This is a genomic window from Streptomyces sp. NPDC126503 (assembly GCF_040302405.1).
GTDB classification, from domain to species: Bacteria; Actinomycetota; Actinomycetes; order Streptomycetales; family Streptomycetaceae; genus Streptomyces; species Streptomyces gulbargensis.
On sequence record NZ_JBEORS010000012.1, the window covers coordinates 71,864 to 90,885 of the forward strand.

Genomic DNA, 19,022 nt, shown 5'->3' on the forward strand with positions numbered 1-19,022 from the left:
GCTCACGCGCCCCTGGCCGTGGCGCGCCTCCGCCGGCCCCGGGGGCCGGAGTGCGGGGTCCGCGCCCCGTCCTACGCCGTCGCCGGGACCCCGGTCCCGAACAGCTCGGCGAAGCGGCCGGTGAACAGGTCGTTCCCCTTGTACTGGGAGACCGTCCCGGCCGGCAGGACCAAGGGGCCGTCCGGCGACGGGAACTGTCCCACGCCCCCCAGGGGACCCAACGGCAGCAGGACGGACGGGATCGGCGACGGACGGTAGGTGCCCCCGGGCAGTTCGCCGTGCACCTGGGCCAGGATGTTCGCGGCCACCACCTCGGCGTGCCGCATCGCGTAGCCGGCCATTTTCGCCTCGTCGAGCGCGGTGACGTCGCCGACGGCGTACACCCGCTCCTGCCCCTCGACCCGCAGGTGTTCGTCCACCCGGACGTGCCCGGCGGGAGTCAGCGCCTCGGCGAGCTCCAGGGCGAGGAAGTCGCTGTGGACGCGGACGCCGTGGCAGCGGAACCAGATGTCGGCCCCGATCCGCCCGCCGTCGGAGGCCGCGACCGTGAACGCCCCGGCCCGGCCGGGGCCGCCGGGCGGCTCCTCGGTGAGGGTGACGCCGAGCCGCAGCTCCACCCCCAGTGCGTCGAGCTGGGCCCGCAGGTCGTCCCGGAGTCCGTCGGCGAAGCCCGGCATCAGCGTCGTCCCCGGGTCCACCACCGTCACCCGCTTCTCGGGCCAGACCGCCTTGATCTCACCGGCGAGTTCGAGCCCCACCGGTCCGGCGCCGCTGATCAGCACCCGCTCGGCGCGGGCCAGTTCCCCGTGCGTGGCACGCAGACCGCCGAGTGCCTCCCGGGCGGAGTCGGTCTCGAACTTCGCCGGGTACGGGTAGGAGGAGCCGGTCGCGAGGACCACGTAGTCCGCGTCGATCCGCACCCCCGACGCGAGGGTGACGCCCTTCGCGTCGACGGAGGCGGCCCGCTCCGCCACCACCCGGCCGCGGCTCAGCAGCCGGTCGTACGGGAAGAAGATGTTCTCCGCCCAGTCGGGCCGCACGAGCGCCCGCAGCGAGCCGGCCGCGTGCACGAACGCGTCCTTCGGTTCGATCAGGACGACGTCGGCCGCCTCGTCCAGCGCCTTGGCGACGGCGGCCCCGCCGTAGCCGCCACCGACGACCGCGACAACTGCGTTCATTGTTCCCCCTCGGAAGACATCCCCATTAGTTCGCATCACGAACGTTAGTAGTTCGTGGTGCGAACTGTAAAGAAGGAAAAGGGGAGTGGCGGATTCCAGGGGCCGGAGCGGCGTGGTCCGTTCGGTGGTCGAGGCCTCCGGGGAACGGGCGGGGCGGGCCGTCTCAGGCGCCGCCGGGAGCGGCGGGTCGGTCGAGCGGGGTGAGGGCGGGGGCCAGTTCCCGCCATTCGGTGTCCGGCAGGGCGGTGGGGTCGGCCGTGAGGACTTGGAGGCAGACGTGGTCGGCGCCCGCGTCGAGGTGTTCCCGGACGCGGCGGAGGATCGCCTCGGCGTCGCCGTGGGCGACGATCGCGTCCACCAGCCGCCGACTGGGGCCGCCGGCGATGTCCTCGTCCGTGAAACCGAGCCGGCGCACGTTGGCCTCCTGGTGCGGGGCGGCGGAGAGGTATCCGGCGACGTGCGCGGTGGCGGTCTCGCGGGCCCTGGCGGGATGGCTGTCCAGGACGACGGCCTGTTCGGCGCCGAGGAAGGCGTCGGGACCCATGATCCGGCGCGCGGTGGCGGTGTGTTCGGCCGGGACGAAATAGGTGTGGGCGCCGTCGGTGCGCGCGGCGGCCAGTTCCAGCATCTTCGGGCCGAGGGCGGCCAGCAGCCGCCGGGGCGCGGGGTCCGGCACCGGCCCGTGGGCGGGAGAGGCGTCCATGGCGTCGAGGTAGGAGCGCAGGGTGGTGACGGCGCGGGCGCGCGTCGGCACGGGGTAGCCGTCGACGTGACGGACGGTGGCGTCGACCCGGTGACCGCCGAGGCCGAGGACGTACCGGCCGGGGAACGCCTCGCCGAGGGTGCGTTCCGCGGCGGCGAGCGTGTTCGGCTCGCGGAAGGCGATGTTGGCGATGCCGGAGGCCACGGTCATCCGGCGGGTCGCCGACAGCAGCAGCCAGGCCTGGCCGATCGCGTCGCGGCCGAACGCCTCCCCGTACCACAGGGCTCCATACCCCAACTCCTCGATCTCCGCCGCCGATTCCCGCACCCGGCCGGCGGGCTGCCCTTCGAAGGCGAAGGTCCAGATCCCGATCCGTCCGAGTCCGTCGCGCGCGTCGCCGGCCATGCCGCCCCCTCGAGTCACGTACCGGAGAGGCTCTCCGGTTATGGGGCGGTACGATACGGAGAACCTCTCCGTTTGGCCAGCGCCCGCCCGCCGGGCCGGCCGCGGCACGACCGAAAGGCACGACCATGCCGGTGAACCAGGGACGCGGCGGCCCCGCTCCGGAGCCCCGGCGCACCGACGCGCGCCTCAACCGCGACCGTCTCGTCGCGGCGGCGCACGAGGAGTTCGCCGAGACCGGGCCCGGGGCCTCCCTCAACCGGATCGCCCGGCGCGCCGGCGTGGGCCCCGGCACGCTCTACCGCCACTTCCCCGACCGCCAGGCGCTCCTTGCGGCGGTCCTCGCCGACCGGATCGCGCGGCTGACCGCCCGGGCGGACCTGCTGCTCGCCACGGAGGAGCCCGGCGCGGCGCTCGCGCGGTGGCTGGACGCGCTCCTCGCGCACGCCCGGCTCCACCAGGGGATGGGCAGCGCCCTGATGGTCGAGGCACCGGACGGCTCCGGGGACGACTGCCGCAGGGCCGTCGTGGAGGCGGCGCGGCGGGTGCTCGCCCGGGCCCAGGCGGACGGCCTCGCCCGCGCCGACCTCGACCCGGACGACCTGGTCCGGCTCGTCGCCGGAATCGCGCTCTCCACGGCGCACGGGACGGACACCGGGCAGCCCGGCCGCCTGCTGGCCCTCGTCCTCGACGCGACCGCCCCACGGCCGGACCGCCCGGCAGCCCGGTAGGGGCCGACGCGGGACCGCGCGGCGGTCAGCCGCCGGCGCCGGGCACCCAGTGGTTGTACACGGCCACCACGCGCGGCTCCGGCCCTTCCGGCCAGCCGAGACCGACCGCGATCGGCATCATCCGGTCGGCGAACGCCCGCATCTTCTCCTCGCTCTCCCACACGTCGAAGATCTCCAGGCCGCTGTCGGTCGCCACGCACGCGTGGGAGAGGCAGCCGTCGAAGATGTCGGGCGTGGACTGGAGCTGGGCGTTCAGCGCGTCGTACTGATCCGTGCCGATGCCGTCGAGGACGGCGTGAACGAGGATCGCCATGGCACTTCCTCCTCGTGAGGTGCGAGACAGCCCCCTCCCCTCCAGCACACCACGCCGGGCCGGGGGCGGCACCCGCTCCGGATGCGGACCGCGGCCGGGGGAGGTAATCCGGGAGGCGGGGGAAGACGGAAGAGAAGGAAGCGACGGAAGACCGCAAGACCGGAAGAAGGCGGAGGTTGCCATGGCGCGCTCGGCGCTCGTCGTGATCGACATGCTCAACACGTACGAGCACGAGGACGCGGACCTGCTCGTGCCGTCCGTGAAGGAGGCGATGCCCGCGATCACCGACCTGCTGCGGCGGGCCAGGGAAGCGGGCGCGCCGGTCGTCTACGCCAACGACAACTTCGGACAGTGGCGCTCCCACCACGGGGAGATCCTCGACATGGCGCTCGCGGGCCGCCACCCCGAACTGGTCGATCCGGTCCGGCCCGACGAGGACGACCTCTTCGTCGTGAAGGCGCGCCATTCGGCGTTCTACGAGACCCCGCTCGGCTATCTGCTGCACTCCCTCGACGTGACCGACCTGGTGCTCACGGGCCAGGTCACCGAGCAGTGCGTCCTCTACTCGGCCCTGGACGCCCACATCCGCCACCTGCGGGTCACGGTCCCCCGGGACGCGGTCGCCCACATCCACGAGGACCTGGCGGACGCCGCGCTGCGGATGATCGAGCGGAACATGAACGGCCGGATCGCGGACGCGGCCGACATCACCTTCTGAACCCGTCCGGCGGTTCCGTGACGATCGGCCGGCCGGCGGCCTCGATGGGCCGCGCGCCTTCCCCCGCGGTCGCCCTCCCCCGCCCCCGCCTCGCGCGCGGGTCCGCCCGGCGCCGCCGCGCCCAGGCCCGGCCCGCGGCCGCGTACCAGGAGCCGGCCAGGACGACGGCCAGCGCGACCTCGACCAGATCGCCGCCGTAGTACATGACCCGGGCCCCGGTGCGCAGGTCGGCGGTGGTGAAGACGGTCCCGGGGGGCGCGGCCGCGTACAGGCTCTTGGCCAGAACGGCGTGCGCGGCGCCTGCGGCCAGCAGGGCCGTTCCGCGCAGGGCCGGACTCCGGCGGCGGCGCACCGGGTCGAGTTGGCAGACGGAGAAGGTGAACAGCAGCCCGGCGGCCAGGACATGGGCGTGGACCAGGGCGTGCAGCCACGGGAGGTGCCGCGCGGCGGCGAACAGCTCGGTGCGGTACAGCAGCCACAGACCCCCGACGTCGAGCAGGGCCGCCAGCGGCGGGAAGAGGAGCACCCCCACCGGGGCGGAGTGGGCCGCCGCGAGGAGGCCTCCGCGCCCGGCACCGGGCGGCAGGGCGCGCAGGACCAGGGTCACCGGGCGGGCGAGGACGAGCAGCAGCGGGGCCGCCATGCCGACGATCATGTGCTGCACCATGTGGGCGGTGAAGGGGCCGCCCGGCAGCGGGCCCGCCGCCGCCCAGGCCAGGGCCGTACCGCCGGCGGTGAACGACGCGTCGCGCCACCGCGGCCAGGCGTCCCCACGGCGCCGCAGACGGGCCGCGCCCGCCGCGTAGCCGGCGACCGCCGGCACACAGGCCGCCGCGGTGACCAGTCCCGCCAGGCCCGGGTCCCCGGCCGTACCGGGGTGCCCGTGCGCGAGGATCACGCCGCCGCCCCGGTACGGCCCCGGCGGACCGCGCGGACGGCCAGGACCGCGCCGGTGAGCAGCAGGAACAGACCACAGGCGTTCCACGCCCAGTCGTAGGGGGTGACGTCCACGCCGTAGCGGATCTGGTGCAGGCGCAGCAGTTTGTGGTCCACGACGCCGTCGAAGAGCTGGAAGACCCCCAGGCCCAGGAAGAACCCGGCCCGGGCGTGGGCCAGTGCCAGGGCGCGGCGGCGCCGCAGATCGGCGAGGAGGAAGAACCCGGCGACCAGGCCGAGCAGTTCGGCGGTGTGCAGCAGCCCGTCCGACAGCAGTCCCACGGCAGGGGTCGAGCGGTCGTAGAAGTGGTGCCAGCCGAGGATCTGGTGGAAGACGATCTCGTCGACCGCGGCCATCACCGCGGCCCCGATCACGCCGCACACCACCGCCGACCTCCGCGGCTCGGGCCGTGCCGCGGGGGCCGCGGGCGGGTGGGCCGGTGCGCTCATGGTCTGCCTCCTGACACGGACACGTCTGCTGACCCGTACGCCTACCCCACGGCCCCCGAGGTGTGCCCGGCGGGCGCGTCATCCGGGTGAGCCGGCCGGCGCGGAACCGCCGCGGCCGGGCCGCACGCGCGGGCGCGGGGCGCGGTCCCCGGCACCGCTCGCGGGCCGACGCGCGAGGACGACCCCGGAGCACCGGGGAGCCCCCCCGCGAGGAACGGCGCCCGGAACGCCGGAAGGCCCCCACCGCGCGGGGGCGGTGGGGGCCTTCCGGTCGTGCGCGGTACGGGACCTCAGGCGCCCGGCGGGATCCGCGCGGGTCGGCCCGAGCCGCGGGTGAGGGCGTACCCGCCGACGCCGGCGAGCGCCGCGAGCACCCCGCCGGCCGCGGTCCAGAGCCAGCGGTCCGACCACCAGGTGGAGGCCCAGCCGTCCTCCGGAGCGGCCGCCTCCACCGCCGGCGTGCGGCCGGCCGAGGTCTCCGCCTCCGCCACGTCGGCGGTCGTCGCTCCCGGCACCAGCGGGACGGCCGGAGGCCCGTCGGCGGCGTGCGCGCCGCCTTCGTCCCGGACGTCCACCCCGAGGCGGGCGGTGAACGGCTGTCCGAGGTCCTCGTCGGGCAGCGAGGTCACCGTGAGGCGCACGAAGTAGCTCCCGGGCAGCGGGTCGTTCGCCCACGGGTCCGCCGCGCCCCGGACCGGCCGCAGCACGCACGCCAGCCGAACCTGCGCCGCGTCCCGCTCCACCGTTCGCGCCTGCGTGCCGTACATGCAGGGCTGGCGCCGGCGCAGCCCGTCGTACACGTCGATCCGCCAGGTGGCGGGGCCGTGCCGCAGCGAGGCCGCGGGCGGCGTGACCACGGCGCGCACGGTCGGGCGCTCGCCGGTGTCCGCGGGGAACGCCCAGTACAGGTAGTCGCCCGTGGCGGCCTGCGCCGTCGCCTCCTGCCCGGGGCGGAAGGCGGCGGCGGTACGGAAGGTGGTGCCGGCCTCCGTGGGGCCGGCCTCGGTGCCGGAGCCGGGCGCCGCCGGGGTGGAGGGGGAGTCCGTCCGGGCGGCGGGAGCCGCCGGGGCCGCGAGGGCGCCCGGGGCCGCCGGGCCGAGCAGGGCGGCGGCGGCCGTCACGGCGGCGCCGAACATCCTTAGGGTACGCATCAGTTGGTCCTCCAGACGGCGACGCGCCAGCGGGACAGCCAGCCCCAGATCAGACCGGCCAGGAAGCCGGTCAGGACGAGCACGCCGAGCAGCCACCAGCCGCGGCCGAGCCCGAACGAGGCGAGGTCGGAGGCGCCGACCGGGCCGTCGACGACGTCCACGCTCAGCTCGACGGGCATGCCGGGCGTCGTCCGCACCGTCGGGGGAGCGGAGAAGGAGTTGCTGACCTGCAGGCACACGGTCTCGGCGGCCGGCTTCGCGTCACCGGGACCGTCGTCCTCGCGCTCCGCCTTGGGGTAGCGCAACCCCGTCGAGATCACGTCCGTCCGGCCGTCCCCGGCCTCCGAACCCCGGACGATCTCCCGCCCGCCGAGGGTGACGGCGCGGAGCAGGACGCCGTAGTCGCGGTGGACGGCCCGGTCCGAGGCGATGCTGACCGAGGCGCGCAGCTCCTGCCCCGGCAGCACCTCCACCCGGTACCAGCGGTGCTGGCCGAAGGTCTCGCGGTCCGTGTAGAGGCCCGGCCGGAGCAGCGGCGCGCCCGCGCACCGGTCGGTGCCTCGGGTGGCGACGGGCGTCACGACGGGATCGGCAGCGCGGTCGACCAACTGCCGGACGCGGCGGGACAGTTCCTCGGTGCGGTGGACGGAGGTGTACGTGCCTCCGGTGGCCTCCGCGATGCAGGTGAGCTGCTGCCGCGTCCTGGCGTCCGGCACCAGGCCGAGGGTGTCGATGACGAGGTGGATGCCCTTGGCCGCGATCTCCCGCGCCACCTGGCAGGGGTCGAGCGGCGCGCAGGTGTCCTCGCCGTCGGTGATGAGCACGATCCGCTTGGTGGCTCCGTCGGTGCCCAGGTCGTCGGCGGCGCCGAGGAGGGCGGGACCGATCGGCGTCCAGCCGGTGGGGGCGAGCGTGGCGACGGCCGTCTTGGCCTCGGTGCGGTTCAGCGGGCCCACCGGGTAGAGCTGCCGGGTGTCCTTGCAGCCCCGCTTGCGGTCGGGCCCCGGGTAATCGGCACCGAGGGTGCGGATCCCGAGCCGGACCTCCTGGGGGACGGCGTCGAGCACCTCGTTGAAGGCCTGCTTGGCGGCGGCCATGCGGGACCGGCCGTCGATGTCGCGGGCCCGCATCGAGCCGCTGACGTCGAGGACCAGTTCGACCTTGGGGGATTCCTTCGCCACCGGCTCGTCGGCGGCCGCGCCCGTCGGCAGGAGCGCGGCGCTCAGGGCGGCGAGCAGCGCGCAGGCCCCGGTCGCCAGCCGTTTTCTCGTGATCATCGCCGGATCGTATTGATGATCGTCCGACAATCCAAAACGGGCTGTCCGCCCGTGAGCACCGGTGGCGGGCCGTCACCGTGACCGGGGGTGCCCCGGACGGCAGGGCCGGCGAGGGATCCGGCGGGCCGTCAGGCCGCCTCGCCCGACCGGGGTTCGGCGTCCTCCTCCGGAGCGCGGTCACGTGCGGCGGCCGGCTCCAGACGGGCCTCCAGGCGGCCGTTCACGATCCGCGTACGGAAGACGGGCTGGGGGGCGGTGGCCGGCCCCGTCACGTTCCAGCCGTCGGAGAGACGGAACGTACTGCCGTGCCAGGGGCAGCGCAGGCAGCCGTCCTCGACCGTCCCCTCGGCCAGCGGCCCCGCCATGTGACTGCACCGCTCGGCCAGCACGTGCACCACGCCGTCGCCGGTGCGGACCATCACCACCGGCACCGTGCCGATCATGCCCCGCCGGGGACGGTCCACCGGCAGGTCCGACACGTCGCCCAGTTCGTGCCAGCCGGACCCGACCAGATCCGGCACCTCCTCGACGTGGTTCGCCCCCGCACCCAGCCGGTACGACAGGTGACCGCCGAGCGCGCCGCCGACGGCCACGGCCGTCAGGCCCGCGAAGCCCCAGGCCTTGCCGCGCCAGTGCCGCCCCCGGCACCGGGCCGACAGGGACACGGCGTAGCAGACGACACCGGTGGTGTTGGCCACGGCGTGCAGCAGCCCCGTGCGCATCTGCGGGCGGCGCAGCTCCGCCCAGTCCACCCAGCCGGCGACGGCCGCCGGCGCCGCCCCGGCGAGTCCGGTGGCGACGAGCGCCCGCGCCGCGCGGCGCTTGCCGGGGAGGACGTCGAGCACCGCGGCCGAGAGCCAGGCACCGACCGGCAGCTGCACCATCAGCGGGTGCACGGGGTGGCCCAGCCAGCGGCCGTGCAGCACGTCCCGGGCCGCGCCGAGCGGCAGCGACCGCACGAGGGACTTCAGCGCGTCCGTGACGGGGTCCACGCCCTCGAACGACTCCCAGCGGTCCAGGGCGTCGAGGACGCGGCCGGGCCCCCGGGTCGTGGGCAGAGCGGCCCGGAGGGCCGACACGGTTCGGGCGAGAGGGGTGAGCGTCTCCATGCCGGGCGGATTACCGGTCCGGCGCGGCGGAAACGTGCGGGGCGGCGGGGGAGCGGTTCGAGTGGCGGCGGGCCGGGAGGGCGGGTGGTGCGGGCCGTCGGGCGGGGGAGAGCGGCATGGGAGGCCCCGGTCCGGTGCGGTCCCGCCGGGGCTCACCCGGCCGGCGGTCGGCCGGGCGGGTGACGGGTGGGCGGCGGCGGGGCATCGCGGGCCGCCGGGTCGGGAGGGGATGTTCCGACCATCCCTCCGTGCGGTTCCGGGGCGGGCATCGGTGCGCCCGGCCGGCCGGGCCGGGCCCGTGGGTCCCCGGCTTCCCGCCTCCCTCACCCGCGCCGCCACCGGCCCGCGCGCAGGGCCGCGCGGGCCGCGTTGGCGCCCGGGGCGCCGTGCACGCCGCCCCCGGGGTGGGCGGTCGCCGAGGCAAGGTAGAGCCCCCGGACGGGGGTGCCGGGCCGGCCGGTGCCCGGGACGGGGCGGAAGACCAGCTGCTGGTGCAGGGCGCTGCTGCCCTGGTTGATGGCCCCGCCGACGAGCGCGGCGTTCGCCTGTTCCAGGTCCGGGGGGCCGAGGACGCGGCGGGCGAGGACGAGGTCCCGGAAGCCGGGAGCCAGGCGCTCGATGCCGGCCTCGACCCGCGCCGCCAGGGCGTCCTTCTCACGGGCGTCCCACCGCCCGCTCAGTCCCCCGGCCCCGGCGTCGCCGCGTACCCGCTGCGGTACGTGCGTGTAGGCCCAGGCCGACTCGGTGCCCGCGGGGGAGCGGCTGGGGTCTGCGGTGGTCATCTGGCCCAGCACGGTGAAGGGCTCGGCGGGCACGTGGCCCGTGGCGAGCTGCGCCCCGTAGTGGGTGAGGGAGTCGAGCGAGTCCGCCACATGGACGGTCCCGGCGCCGCGCGCCTGGGGCGCCGTCCACGGGATCGGCCCCGACAGCGCCCAGTCGATCTTCACCGTGGACAGGTCCCACTGGAAGCGCCGCAGGTCCGCGAGGAGCCGGGGCGGCAGGTGCTCCTCGCCCACCAGGCCGCCGTAGAGGGCCGGCGCCGGTACGTCGGCGAGGACCGCCCGCCGCACCGGCGTGTCGAAACCGTCCGCCGCGCGGACCGCCACCACCCGGCCGCCCCGGACCACGATCTCCGTCACCGGTGACCCGCAGCGCAGCACGCCGCCACGCGCCTCCAGACGGCGGACCAGGGCTTGCGTCAGGGCCTGGGCGCCGCCGGCCGGCACGGGGAAGCCGTGGACCTGGCCGAGCATGGTCATGAGCCAGCCCAGCCCACCGCCCAGGGCGGACTCGGGCCCCAGGTCGGAGTGCAGCGCGTTGCCCGCGATCAGGAGCGGGCCGCCCTCGCCGGCGAAGTGCTCCTCGCCGAACCGCCGGGCGGGCAGCAGCATCGTACGGGCGAGGCGGAGCCCTCCGGAGGGGCCGGTGCGGCGGAGGAGACCCAGTCCCGCGCGGACCGGCGGGAACGGCGTGAAGAGGCAGCCCATCAGGTCGTCCTCGACGTGCCGGTAGAGCCGGAGGAGCCGGTGCCAGGCCGGGCCGTCGGAGGGCGCGAACGCGGCGAGGGAGGCGGCCGTCTCCTCCGGGTCACGGGACAGCACGGCGCAGCGCCCGTCCCTGAGCGGGTGCGCGAGGACGGCCGGCGCGTGGCTCCAGCGCAGCCCGGTGCTCTCCAGGCGCAGCGCCCGCAGGACGGGGGAGGCGGCGGCCAGCGGGTAGAAGGCGCTGAACAGGTCGTGCACATAGTCCGGGCGCAGTCCCCGGTCGCTGCGGACCGCGCCTCCGGGCTCGTCCTGCGCCTCGAGCACGAGGACGTCCCAGCCGGCGTCCGCGAGGACGTTCGCCGCCACCAGGCCGTTGGGGCCGGCGCCGACGACCACCGCGTCAGGAGCGGGCACGGGACACGTCCTCCCCGGCCGGAGCGCCGGCCCGGGACTCGACGACCTCGGCGAGCCGGGCGAGCATGCCCCGGTGGCGGAGCTGGATGAGGGCGTCCAGGGCCGTGTTGTGCCAGCGCGCGGTCGGTCCGCGCAGGGGGTGCTCGTCCACGGTGACGAGGGTGTCACCGCCCCACGGCAGCACCTCGATGGCGATGCGGGCGGTGCCCGCGCGGCCGGCGATGGATTCCAGCTCCAGCCGTTCACCCGGACGGTGGATGCGGGAGATGGTCCTGCTGCGGTAGGTCACCGGGCCGAGCTTCAGCGTGAACCCCAGCGAGGCTCCCTCCTCGGGCCAGGAGCCCTCCTGTTCCCAGGAGTCATGGGTGCCGATCACCCAGCGGCAGTACAGGTCGGCGTCGCGGAGGACGGCCCACACGTCGGCCGGGGGCCTGCGGATGAGCTGGTGGCGGATGGCCATGGGTTCTCCTCGGTGCGGACTCGGACCCGCTCCGGCGAAGGGCCGGAGGCGGGGCGGGGTTCGGGCTGGTCGGGACAGGAGCCGGAGTGGGGAGTCGGGTTCGGCCGGCCAGGGCCGGGCGTGGTCGTCGGGGGCCGTACGGCTCCGAGGGGCGCACGGCGCTCTCACGGCCGGAGCCGGGTACGCGGCGTGCGCCGGCCCGTGAAGGGGGCGCGTCCGGTGGAGCGGGCGCCGAGCGCCCCGGCGGCGCCCGCCGCGGCGAGCAGCGCCGCCCGCCGCAGCGCCGTCCTGCGTCCCGCCGCCCAGCCGCCGCGGAGGGCGGCCGTGGACGCGGACGGGGCGGAGAGGATGCCCGACGTGGTGGGGGCCGTGCCCCGCGGCGCGAGACAGCGGTGCTCGGTGACCCGGGTGACGACGGCGCGTACGAGACCCGGCGCGAGGGCGTGCCCCCAGGTCAGCAGCCGGGCGGAGGGGCCCACCACGACCCGGCGGCGCGGGCGGCGGGCCGTGCGCACCACGGCCCGGGCCACGCGTTCGGGGGTGGCGGGAGGAGGCAGCGCCCGTACCTCCCGGCCCGTGTGGTTGGCCGCGTGCCGGAAGAAGGGGGTGTCGACGGCGGCCGGCAGCACGCTGCACACGGCCACGCCGCGCGCCCCGGCCAGGGCCAGTTCCTGGCGCAGGATGTCGTCGAAGGTCACGAGCGCGGCCTTCGACATCGCGTACGCGGACATGTAGGGGGCGCCGATCACGGGGCCGAGGAGCGAGGAGACGTCGATGAGGACCCCGCTGTCCTGGCGGCACATCACCGTCAGGGCGGCGCGGGCCCCGTGGACGACGCCCATCACGTTGACGTCCAGGAGCCGGCGCACCTCCTGCGGGGGCGTCCGGTCGACGGCGCCGAGAATGCCGACGCCCGCCGCGTTGACCCAGACGTCGATCCGCCCGCCCCAGGCGAACGCGGCCTGCGCGAGGGCGTCGACCGCCGCCTCGTCGGTGACGTCGGCCGGGACGGCGAGGGCCTGGGCGGCACGGTGCGCGCCGGCGCACTCCCGCGCCACCTCGTCGAGGACGTGCGCGCTGCGCGCGGCGAGGACGACCTGCCCGCCACGGCGTGCGAAGGCCAGGGCGACGGCCCGGCCGACGCCGCTGGAGGCGCCGGTGACGACGACCACCGGACGGTCCACGGGGCGCAGCGGCCCGGTTCGGCTCGTTCTCATGCCCGGGCGAATGACCGGTTTCGCGGTGCTTCATGCGCGCGAGCACCCTCCGACCTGTCCGGCGGAGCGAACGGCGTGCCTCCTCCGGCCGGAGCGGTGGGCGCGCCCTGCACCGGCCGCCCGGAGCGTCATGCGGACCTCCGCAACACCTTTCACCGCCGCCGCCCGGAAGCGCTTCGGGGGAGAATCCTTCGAACGCGAGGAGTAGCGCTGCTCCCGGTGGGTAGCGGCCGGGGCGATGAACCGGAATCTCTTGTTCCGGATGTCCATGCAGGCCTGGAGAGCGAGCTGTACCGCCACCCCGGCTCTCACCCGAACGGCGCAGCGCGCCGGATGAGCCTCGGTGAGCGGCCCTCCTCCCCCCGGGGCAGGATGGGGCCACGCGTGACAAGTCCCGCCGGTCCGTGACCGGTCAGGGCACGGCGGCACCGGCCGCCAGGAGCCGCGGCTCATCTCCCCTCACGTCCGTCTGAGGAGATCACCATGGCGATTCCCCGCGCACCCCGTTGGGAGCACGCCGTCGTCACCGGCGGTTCGGGCTTCGTCGGTTCGCACCTCTGTACCGCGCTGCTCGCCGAGGGAACGGCGGTCACCTGTGTGGACGACTTCAGTACCGGCACCCCGGACAACGTGGCGCACCTGCGCGACGACCCGCGGTTCCGCCTCGTCGAGGCGGACGTCCGCGAGCCGTTCGCGCACGCCGTGGACCGGACGCCCGACCTCGTCCTGCACTTCGCCTCGCCCGCCTCGCCGGTCGACTACCTGCGCCTGCCGCTGCACACCCTGGAGGTGGGCAGCCTCGGGACGAGGAACGCGCTCGCCCTGGCGCACGCCGCCGGCGCGCGGTTCGTGCTCGCCTCGACCTCGGAGGTGTACGGCGATCCCGAGGAGCACCCGCAGAACGAGCGCTACTGGGGCCACGTGAACCCGGTGGGGCCACGGAGCGTCTACGACGAGGCGAAACGTTTCGGCGAGGCGCTCACGACCGCCGAGGCCTCCGCCCGGGGCACCGACACCCTGATCGTCCGGCTGTTCAACACGTACGGACCGCGCATGCGGGGATACGACGGCCGCGCCGTGCCCACCTTCGTCCGGCAGGCCCTCGCGGGCGAACCCCTCACCGTGGCCGGCGACGGACGCCAGACCCGCTCCCTCTGCTACGTGGACGACACCGTCCGCGGCATCCTGGCGGCCGCCGCCCACGGCATGCCCGGACCGGTCAACATCGGCAACCCCACCGAAATCTCCATGCTCGACCTGGCCCGCTGGATCGTGGAGCTGACCGGCTCCCGCTCCACCCTCCGCTTCGTGGAGCGGCCCGTGGACGACCCCGGAGTCCGCTGCCCCGACATCACCCTCGCCCGCGACAAGCTCCTGTGGGAGCCCCGCGTCCCCGCCGAGGAGGGGCTGCGCCGGACGATCGACTGGTTCCGCGGCCGCCCCGCCGACTGACCCCCGCACCCGGTCCCGCCCCGCCCGGCCGGCCGCGTCCCCCGCACCCCGGCGGTCCCGGCCTCCGTCCCCGCCCCGCGGAACATCGCGGCCGTACCCCGACCCCCACCGGAAAGGCCTCCCATGCGCGTTCTCGGCATCAACGCCCTCTTCCACGACCCCGCCGCCGCCCTGGTGATCGACGGCGTCACCGTGGCGGCGGCGGAGGAGGAACGCTTCTCCCGGCGCAAACACGGCAAACGCCCCGTGCCCTTCTCCGCCTGGGAGCTCCCCGAACAGGCCGCCCGCTGGTGCCTCAGCCGGGCCGGGCTCCGCCCCGCCGACCTCGACGCGGTCGTGTACGCGTACGACCCCGAACTGGCCCTTCCCGCCGAGACCATGGGGCTGAACGACCCCTGGGACAACCTCCGCCAGGCGTACGCGCGCAGCGCCCCCGGCTTCCTCGCCACCGCCCTGCCCGGCCTGGACCCCGCCGCCGTCCGCTTCGTCGGTCACCACATGGCCCACGCCGCGTCCGGCGCCTTCGCGGCCGAGGGCGCCGAGACCTCCTCCGTCCTGGTCCTCGACGGACGCGGCGAACGCGCCTCCCACCTCGCCGCCCGCCGCGTCGGGGACCACCTCGAACCCCTCCGGGCCCAGAACCTCCCCGAGTCGCTCGGCCTCGTCTACGAGGACCTCACCGACCACCTCGGATTCCTGCGCTCCTCCGACGAGTTCAAGGTCATGGCGCTCGCCTCCCACGGCACCCCGCGCATGCTCGGCGAACTGCGCCGGTACGTCCACCCCACCGGTGACGGCGGTTTCGTCGCCCACGGCGTGCCCTGGTCCGAGCTGTGCCCGCGCCGCGCCCCGGACGAGCCGTGGACCCAGGAGCACGCCGACGTCGCCGCGAGCACCCAGGCGGTCCTGGAGGAAACCCTCCTCGACCTGGTGCGCTGGCTCCACGGCCGTACCCACGACGACGTCCTGACCCTCGCCGGCGGCGTCGCCCTCAACTGCGTGGCCAACGCCCGGATCGCCCGTGAGGGACCCTTCGGGCGCGTCTGGGTCCAGCCCGCCGCGGGCGACGCCGGTACGGCCCTGGGCGCCGCCCTGCTCCACTCGGCCGAGTCCGGTGCGAGCCCCTCGCCGATGCCGGGCGCCGACCTCGGCCGGGACTGGACCGACGCGGAACTGGCCAGCTGGCTGAAGACCGCGGCCGTCCCCTTCGAACGGCCGCCCGACATCGCCGTCACCGTCGCCGAGGCACTCGCCGACAACGCCGTCGTCGCCTGGTTCCAGGGCCGGTCCGAGTTCGGGCCCCGGGCCCTCGGCCACCGCTCGCTCCTCGCCCACCCCGGACACGCCGGGAACCTGGAGCGGCTCAACGACATCAAGGGACGCGAGCAGTTCCGGCCCGTGGCGCCCATGGTGCTGACCGAACGCTCGGCGGAGATCTTCGACGGGCCGCTGCCCAGCCCGTACATGCTGTTCGTGCACGACGTCGCGCCCGAGTGGCGGGACCGCATCCCGGCCGTCGTCCACGTCGACGGCACCGCCCGGATCCAGACCGTGGACCGGCGGCAGGAGCCGCTCGTCGCCCGCATGCTGGAGGAGTTCGAGCGGCGCACCGGCCTGCCCGTCGTCGTCAACACCAGCCTCAACACCGCGGGCCGGCCCATGGTCGACGACCCCCGCGACGCGCTGGAATGCTTCGGCTCGACCCCCGTCGACCTCCTCGCCATCGGCCCCTTCGCCGTCCGCCGCGCGGACTTCTTCCGTGCGGGCGGCGACGACGGGACCGGCGCCAACGGCTGGTCGACCGGCAGCGGATGGGCCGGCGGCAACGGCCCCTCCGAGGGCCCCGACGAGAGCGGCGACCGGTGAACGGCCCCGCGGAGCACCCGCGTTACGCCGTCGTCGTCCCCACCCTCGGCCGGCCGAGCCTGCGCCGCTGCCTCGAGGCCCTCGCCGCCGCCCCCGGCCCCGGGCCCGCGCGCCTGGTCCTCGTGCACGACCGCCCGGGCGACGGCGGGACCCCGCCCGATCTGCCCGTCCCCGAGACGCTGCGCCCCGTCACCGTCGTGGTGCCCGGCCGCGCCCGGGGTCCGGCCGCCGCCCGCAACACGGGGGCGCGCCGGGCCGGGAACGTCCCCTGGATCGTCTTCCTCGACGACGACGTCGTGCCCTCGGAAACGTGGCGCGCGGACCTGGCCCGCGACCTCGCGGCGGCCTCCGCCGACACGGCGGCGGTCACCGCCCGGATCGACGTGCCGCTGCACGAGGACCGGCGCCCGACCGACAACGAGCGGAACACGGCCGGACTCGCCACCGCCCGCTGGATCACCGCCGACATGGCCGTCCGCACCGAGGCCCTCGACGCGGCGGACGGCTTCGACGAACGCTTCCACCGCGCCTTCCGCGAGGACGCCGACCTGGCCCTGCGCCTGCTGACCGGCGGCTGGCACCTGGCCGAGGGGAGCCGCCGCACCACCCACCCCGCCCGGGCCGCCGACCGCTGGATCTCCGTACGCCAGCAGGCCGGCAACGCCGACGACGTCCTCATGCGGCGCCTCCACGGCCCCGGCTGGCGCGACCGCGCGGCGGCGCCCCGGGGCCGGCTCTCCCGCCACCGCGCCGTGACCGCCGCCGGCGCCGCCGCCCTCGTCTGCGCCCTCACCGGCCACCGGGCGGCGGCCCTCGCCTGCGGCCTCGGCTGGGCCGCCGGCACGGCCGAGTTCACCCTGATCCGTGTCCTGCCGGGCCCCCGCACCCGCCAGGAGATCACCGACATGATCCTCACCAGCGCCGCCATCCCCCCGGTCGCCACCTGGCACTGGCTGCGCGGCCTGGTCCACCACCGCTCCGTCATCCCCGCCCGCCCCGCCCGCGCCCCGGCCCGCCCTCCGGCGGCCGACCGGGCCCCCGGCCCCGCCGCCCCCACCGGGGAGACCCGGCGGACCGAGGGGACCGCGGCCCGACAGGAGGCGGCGTGATGAACCGGCCACGGCCCGAACGGGCGACACCCCGCGCCGACGCGCCCGGGCGAGCCCCGCGCGGCGCCCGGAGCACCCCTGCCTGGACGGCCACCGCCTCCTGCCCCCCGGAGGCGCTCCCCCGGAGCGGCGGGGCCGCGCCCGCGGTGCTCGGGACCACGGGCGACCTCCGGATCACGGAGGTCGGCCCCGCCCACGACCGCGCCGTGGAACCCGGCGCCCCGGACGACGGCCCCTGGATCTTCGAGGCCTCGCAGGGGACCGTCCCCGGCCGCCCCGTCCCCGGCGCGCCGGCCCGGGACGGCCGCCTCCCCGACGCCGTCCTCTTCGACCGGGACGGCACCCTGGTCGTGGACGTCCCCTACAACGGCGACCCGCGCCGCGTCCGGCCGCTGCCCGGCGCGGGCGAGGCGACCGCCCTGCTGCGCTCGCTGGGCGTCCCCACCGGCGTGGTGAGCAACCAGTCCGGCGTCGCGCGAGGCCTGCTGACCCGGCGTCAGGTCGCTTCCGTACGCGACCGGATCGACCGGCTCCTGGGCCCGTTCCCCGTCTGGGCCGTCTGTCCCCACGGCCCCGACGACGGCTGCGCCTGCCGCAAGCCCGCCCCCGGGCTCGTCCTCGCCGCCTGCGCCCGGCTGGGCGCCCGCCCCTCCCGTACCGTCGTGATCGGCGACATCGGCGGCGACATGGCGGCGGCCCGCGCGGCCGGCGCCGAAGGCGTCCTCGTGCCCACCCCCGCGACCCTCCCCGGCGAGATCGCCGCCGCCCCGAGGACCGCCCCCGACCTCATGACCGCGGTACGGCTCGCGCTCACCGCACTCCCCCCGGACGGTGCCGTGTGAACACCGCCCCCCGCACGCTCGTCGTCCGCCTGGACAGCGCGGGCGACGTCCTCCTCGCCGGACCGGCCGTACGGGCCGTGGCCGCGGGCTCCTCGACCACGGCCATGCTCTGCGGCCCGGCCGGCGCGCCCGCCGCCCGGCTGCTGCCCGGCGTGGACGAGGTCCTCGTCCACGAGGCCCCGTGGGTCGGCCTCGAACCGCCGCCGGTCTCCCCGGACGCCTGCCGCGAGCTGGTCGAGGCCGTGGCGGCGCGCCGCTTCGACCGGGCGCTGATCCTCGTCTCGTACCACCAGAGCCCGCTCCCGGCCGCCCTGCTGCTCCGGCTCGCCGGCGTGCCCTGGATCGGCGCCGACAGCGAGGACTACCCGGGCGCCCTGCTCGACCTGCGCCACCGGCGGGCGCCGGGGCGCCACGAGGCCGAGGCCGCCCTGGACCTCGCCCGCGCCGCCGGCTACGAACCGCCGCCCGGCGACGGCGGCGGCCTGCGCGTGCTGCCCCCGCCGGACACCGGCGCCCTCACCGGCCCCGGCCCGTACGTCGTGCTGCACCCCGGCGCGGCCGTCCCCGCCCGTGCCTGGAGCCCGGACCGGGCCCGGCGCGCCGCCGAAGCCCTCCACCGGGCCGGCCACCGGGTCGTCGTCACCGGCGGCCCGGCCGAGAGGGAGCGGACGGCCGAGGTCGCGGGCCGCCACGCCCTCGACCTCGGCGGCGCCACCACCGGACTCGCCCAGCTCGCCGGCGTCCTCGCCGGAGCCGGCGCCGTCGTCACCGGCAACACGGGCCCCGCCCACCTCGCCGCCGCCGTCGGCACGCCCGTCGTGTGCCTCTTCGCCCCCGTCGTACCGGCCGAGCGCTGGCGCCCGTACGGGGTCCCCCACGTCCTGCTCGGTGACCAGGAGGCGCCGTGCGCGGGCTCCCGGGCCCGGGTCTGCCCCGTCCCCGGCCACCCCTGCCTCGACGGGGTGCCCGACAGCGAGGTCCTCGACGCCGTCACCGCCCTGCTGCGCGGCCGCGAGACGCACGCCGGCCACCGCCCGCCCCTGCGGGCGACCGTGACCGCCCCCGGACCACCACCCCCCTCCGGCGGCGCCCCGCCAGGCCGCCGCCCGCGCCCCGGCACCAGCCCGTCCACGGCGGCCCGCGGAACCCCCACCACCCGGAGACCGTGAACGGCCCCAGGCCGCGCCCGCCCCGAGGCCGCGACCGGTTC

General features: G+C 76.7%; 18 protein-coding genes. 7 read left to right on the plus strand and 11 right to left on the minus strand.

Annotated features, from left to right (window positions below; genetic code table 11):
* Nucleotides 1-71: 71 nt before the first annotated feature.
* Nucleotides 72-1,178 (minus strand): NAD(P)/FAD-dependent oxidoreductase, encoded by a 1,107-nt coding sequence (locus ABTY40_RS17635; RefSeq protein ID WP_352060343.1) that lies wholly within the window; start codon nucleotides 1,176-1,178, stop codon nucleotides 72-74.
* A 163-nt stretch (nucleotides 1,179-1,341) separates the two neighbouring features.
* Nucleotides 1,342-2,286 (minus strand): TIGR03620 family F420-dependent LLM class oxidoreductase, encoded by a 945-nt coding sequence (locus ABTY40_RS17640; protein WP_352060344.1) that lies wholly within the window; start codon nucleotides 2,284-2,286, stop codon nucleotides 1,342-1,344.
* A 125-nt stretch (nucleotides 2,287-2,411) separates the two neighbouring features.
* Between ABTY40_RS17640 and ABTY40_RS17645 the strand changes: the two genes are divergently transcribed.
* Nucleotides 2,412-3,014 carry a TetR/AcrR family transcriptional regulator gene (locus tag ABTY40_RS17645; protein ID WP_352060345.1) on the plus strand — a complete coding sequence of 201 codons (603 nt, stop codon included), beginning with the start codon at nucleotides 2,412-2,414 and terminating at the stop codon, nucleotides 3,012-3,014.
* 25 nt (nucleotides 3,015-3,039) lie between these two features.
* Here ABTY40_RS17645 and ABTY40_RS17650 read toward each other — a convergent pair whose 3' ends face one another.
* Nucleotides 3,040-3,327, minus strand: coding sequence for a hypothetical protein (locus tag ABTY40_RS17650; protein ID WP_345283069.1), 288 nt, complete (start codon nucleotides 3,325-3,327; stop codon nucleotides 3,040-3,042).
* Nucleotides 3,328-3,508: 181 nt separating this feature from the next.
* Here ABTY40_RS17650 and ABTY40_RS17655 point away from each other — a divergent pair, with 181 nt between their 5' ends.
* Nucleotides 3,509-4,045, plus strand: a complete 537-nt coding sequence (locus ABTY40_RS17655; RefSeq protein ID WP_352060346.1) for a cysteine hydrolase family protein — start codon at nucleotides 3,509-3,511, stop codon at nucleotides 4,043-4,045.
* Here ABTY40_RS17655 and ABTY40_RS17660 read toward each other — a convergent pair.
* The 8 genes from ABTY40_RS17660 to ABTY40_RS17695 form a co-directional block, all read right to left on the minus strand.
* Nucleotides 4,035-4,943 (minus strand): cytochrome c oxidase assembly protein, encoded by a 909-nt coding sequence (locus ABTY40_RS17660; RefSeq protein ID WP_352060347.1) that lies wholly within the window; start codon nucleotides 4,941-4,943, stop codon nucleotides 4,035-4,037. The two genes, ABTY40_RS17655 and ABTY40_RS17660, sit on opposite strands and share 11 nt — an antisense overlap.
* Nucleotides 4,940-5,431, minus strand: coding sequence for a DUF2243 domain-containing protein (locus ABTY40_RS17665; protein WP_352060348.1), 492 nt, complete (start codon nucleotides 5,429-5,431; stop codon nucleotides 4,940-4,942). Before ABTY40_RS17665 ends, ABTY40_RS17660 begins: the two co-directional genes overlap by 4 nt.
* A gap of 290 nt (nucleotides 5,432-5,721) precedes the next feature.
* Nucleotides 5,722-6,582: a hypothetical protein gene (locus ABTY40_RS17670; RefSeq protein ID WP_352060349.1), complete on the minus strand. Its 861-nt coding sequence runs from the start codon at nucleotides 6,580-6,582 to the stop codon at nucleotides 5,722-5,724.
* Nucleotides 6,582-7,859, minus strand: a complete 1,278-nt coding sequence (locus ABTY40_RS17675; protein WP_352060350.1) for a VWA domain-containing protein — start codon at nucleotides 7,857-7,859, stop codon at nucleotides 6,582-6,584. The genes ABTY40_RS17670 and ABTY40_RS17675 overlap by 1 nt, the downstream gene beginning before the upstream one ends.
* Before the next feature lie 128 nt (nucleotides 7,860-7,987).
* A complete protein-coding gene (locus ABTY40_RS17680) occupies nucleotides 7,988-8,968 on the minus strand; it encodes a Rieske (2Fe-2S) protein (RefSeq protein ID WP_352060351.1) in 981 nt (326 codons plus the stop codon).
* 323 nt (nucleotides 8,969-9,291) lie between these two features.
* Nucleotides 9,292-10,866, minus strand: a complete 1,575-nt coding sequence (locus ABTY40_RS17685) for a phytoene desaturase family protein (RefSeq protein WP_352060352.1) — start codon at nucleotides 10,864-10,866, stop codon at nucleotides 9,292-9,294.
* Complete coding sequence (locus ABTY40_RS17690; RefSeq protein ID WP_352060353.1) at nucleotides 10,853-11,326, minus strand: SRPBCC family protein; 474 nt, start codon at nucleotides 11,324-11,326, stop codon at nucleotides 10,853-10,855. The genes ABTY40_RS17685 and ABTY40_RS17690 overlap by 14 nt, the downstream gene beginning before the upstream one ends.
* A gap of 164 nt (nucleotides 11,327-11,490) precedes the next feature.
* Nucleotides 11,491-12,543 (minus strand): SDR family NAD(P)-dependent oxidoreductase, encoded by a 1,053-nt coding sequence (locus tag ABTY40_RS17695; RefSeq protein ID WP_352060354.1) that lies wholly within the window; start codon nucleotides 12,541-12,543, stop codon nucleotides 11,491-11,493.
* 483 nt (nucleotides 12,544-13,026) lie between these two features.
* Here ABTY40_RS17695 and ABTY40_RS17700 point away from each other — a divergent pair, with 483 nt between their 5' ends.
* The 5 genes from ABTY40_RS17700 to ABTY40_RS17720 all read left to right on the plus strand — a co-directional run bounded on the left by ABTY40_RS17700 (nucleotide 13,027) and on the right by ABTY40_RS17720 (nucleotide 18,981).
* Nucleotides 13,027-13,995: an NAD-dependent epimerase/dehydratase family protein gene (locus ABTY40_RS17700; RefSeq protein ID WP_352060355.1), complete on the plus strand. Its 969-nt coding sequence runs from the start codon at nucleotides 13,027-13,029 to the stop codon at nucleotides 13,993-13,995.
* Between the two features lie 123 nt (nucleotides 13,996-14,118).
* Nucleotides 14,119-15,861, plus strand: a complete 1,743-nt coding sequence (locus ABTY40_RS17705) for a carbamoyltransferase family protein (protein WP_352060356.1) — start codon at nucleotides 14,119-14,121, stop codon at nucleotides 15,859-15,861.
* Entirely contained in the window at nucleotides 15,858-16,970 is a 1,113-nt protein-coding gene (locus ABTY40_RS17710) for a glycosyltransferase family 2 protein (protein WP_352060357.1), read from the plus strand. The genes ABTY40_RS17705 and ABTY40_RS17710 overlap by 4 nt, the downstream gene beginning before the upstream one ends.
* A complete protein-coding gene (locus tag ABTY40_RS17715) occupies nucleotides 16,970-17,812 on the plus strand; it encodes a D-glycero-alpha-D-manno-heptose-1,7-bisphosphate 7-phosphatase (protein WP_352060358.1) in 843 nt (280 codons plus the stop codon). Before ABTY40_RS17710 ends, ABTY40_RS17715 begins: the two co-directional genes overlap by 1 nt.
* Nucleotides 17,809-18,981, plus strand: a complete 1,173-nt coding sequence (locus ABTY40_RS17720) for a glycosyltransferase family 9 protein (RefSeq protein ID WP_352060359.1) — start codon at nucleotides 17,809-17,811, stop codon at nucleotides 18,979-18,981. Before ABTY40_RS17715 ends, ABTY40_RS17720 begins: the two co-directional genes overlap by 4 nt.
* The last annotated feature ends 41 nt before the right edge of the window (nucleotides 18,982-19,022 follow it).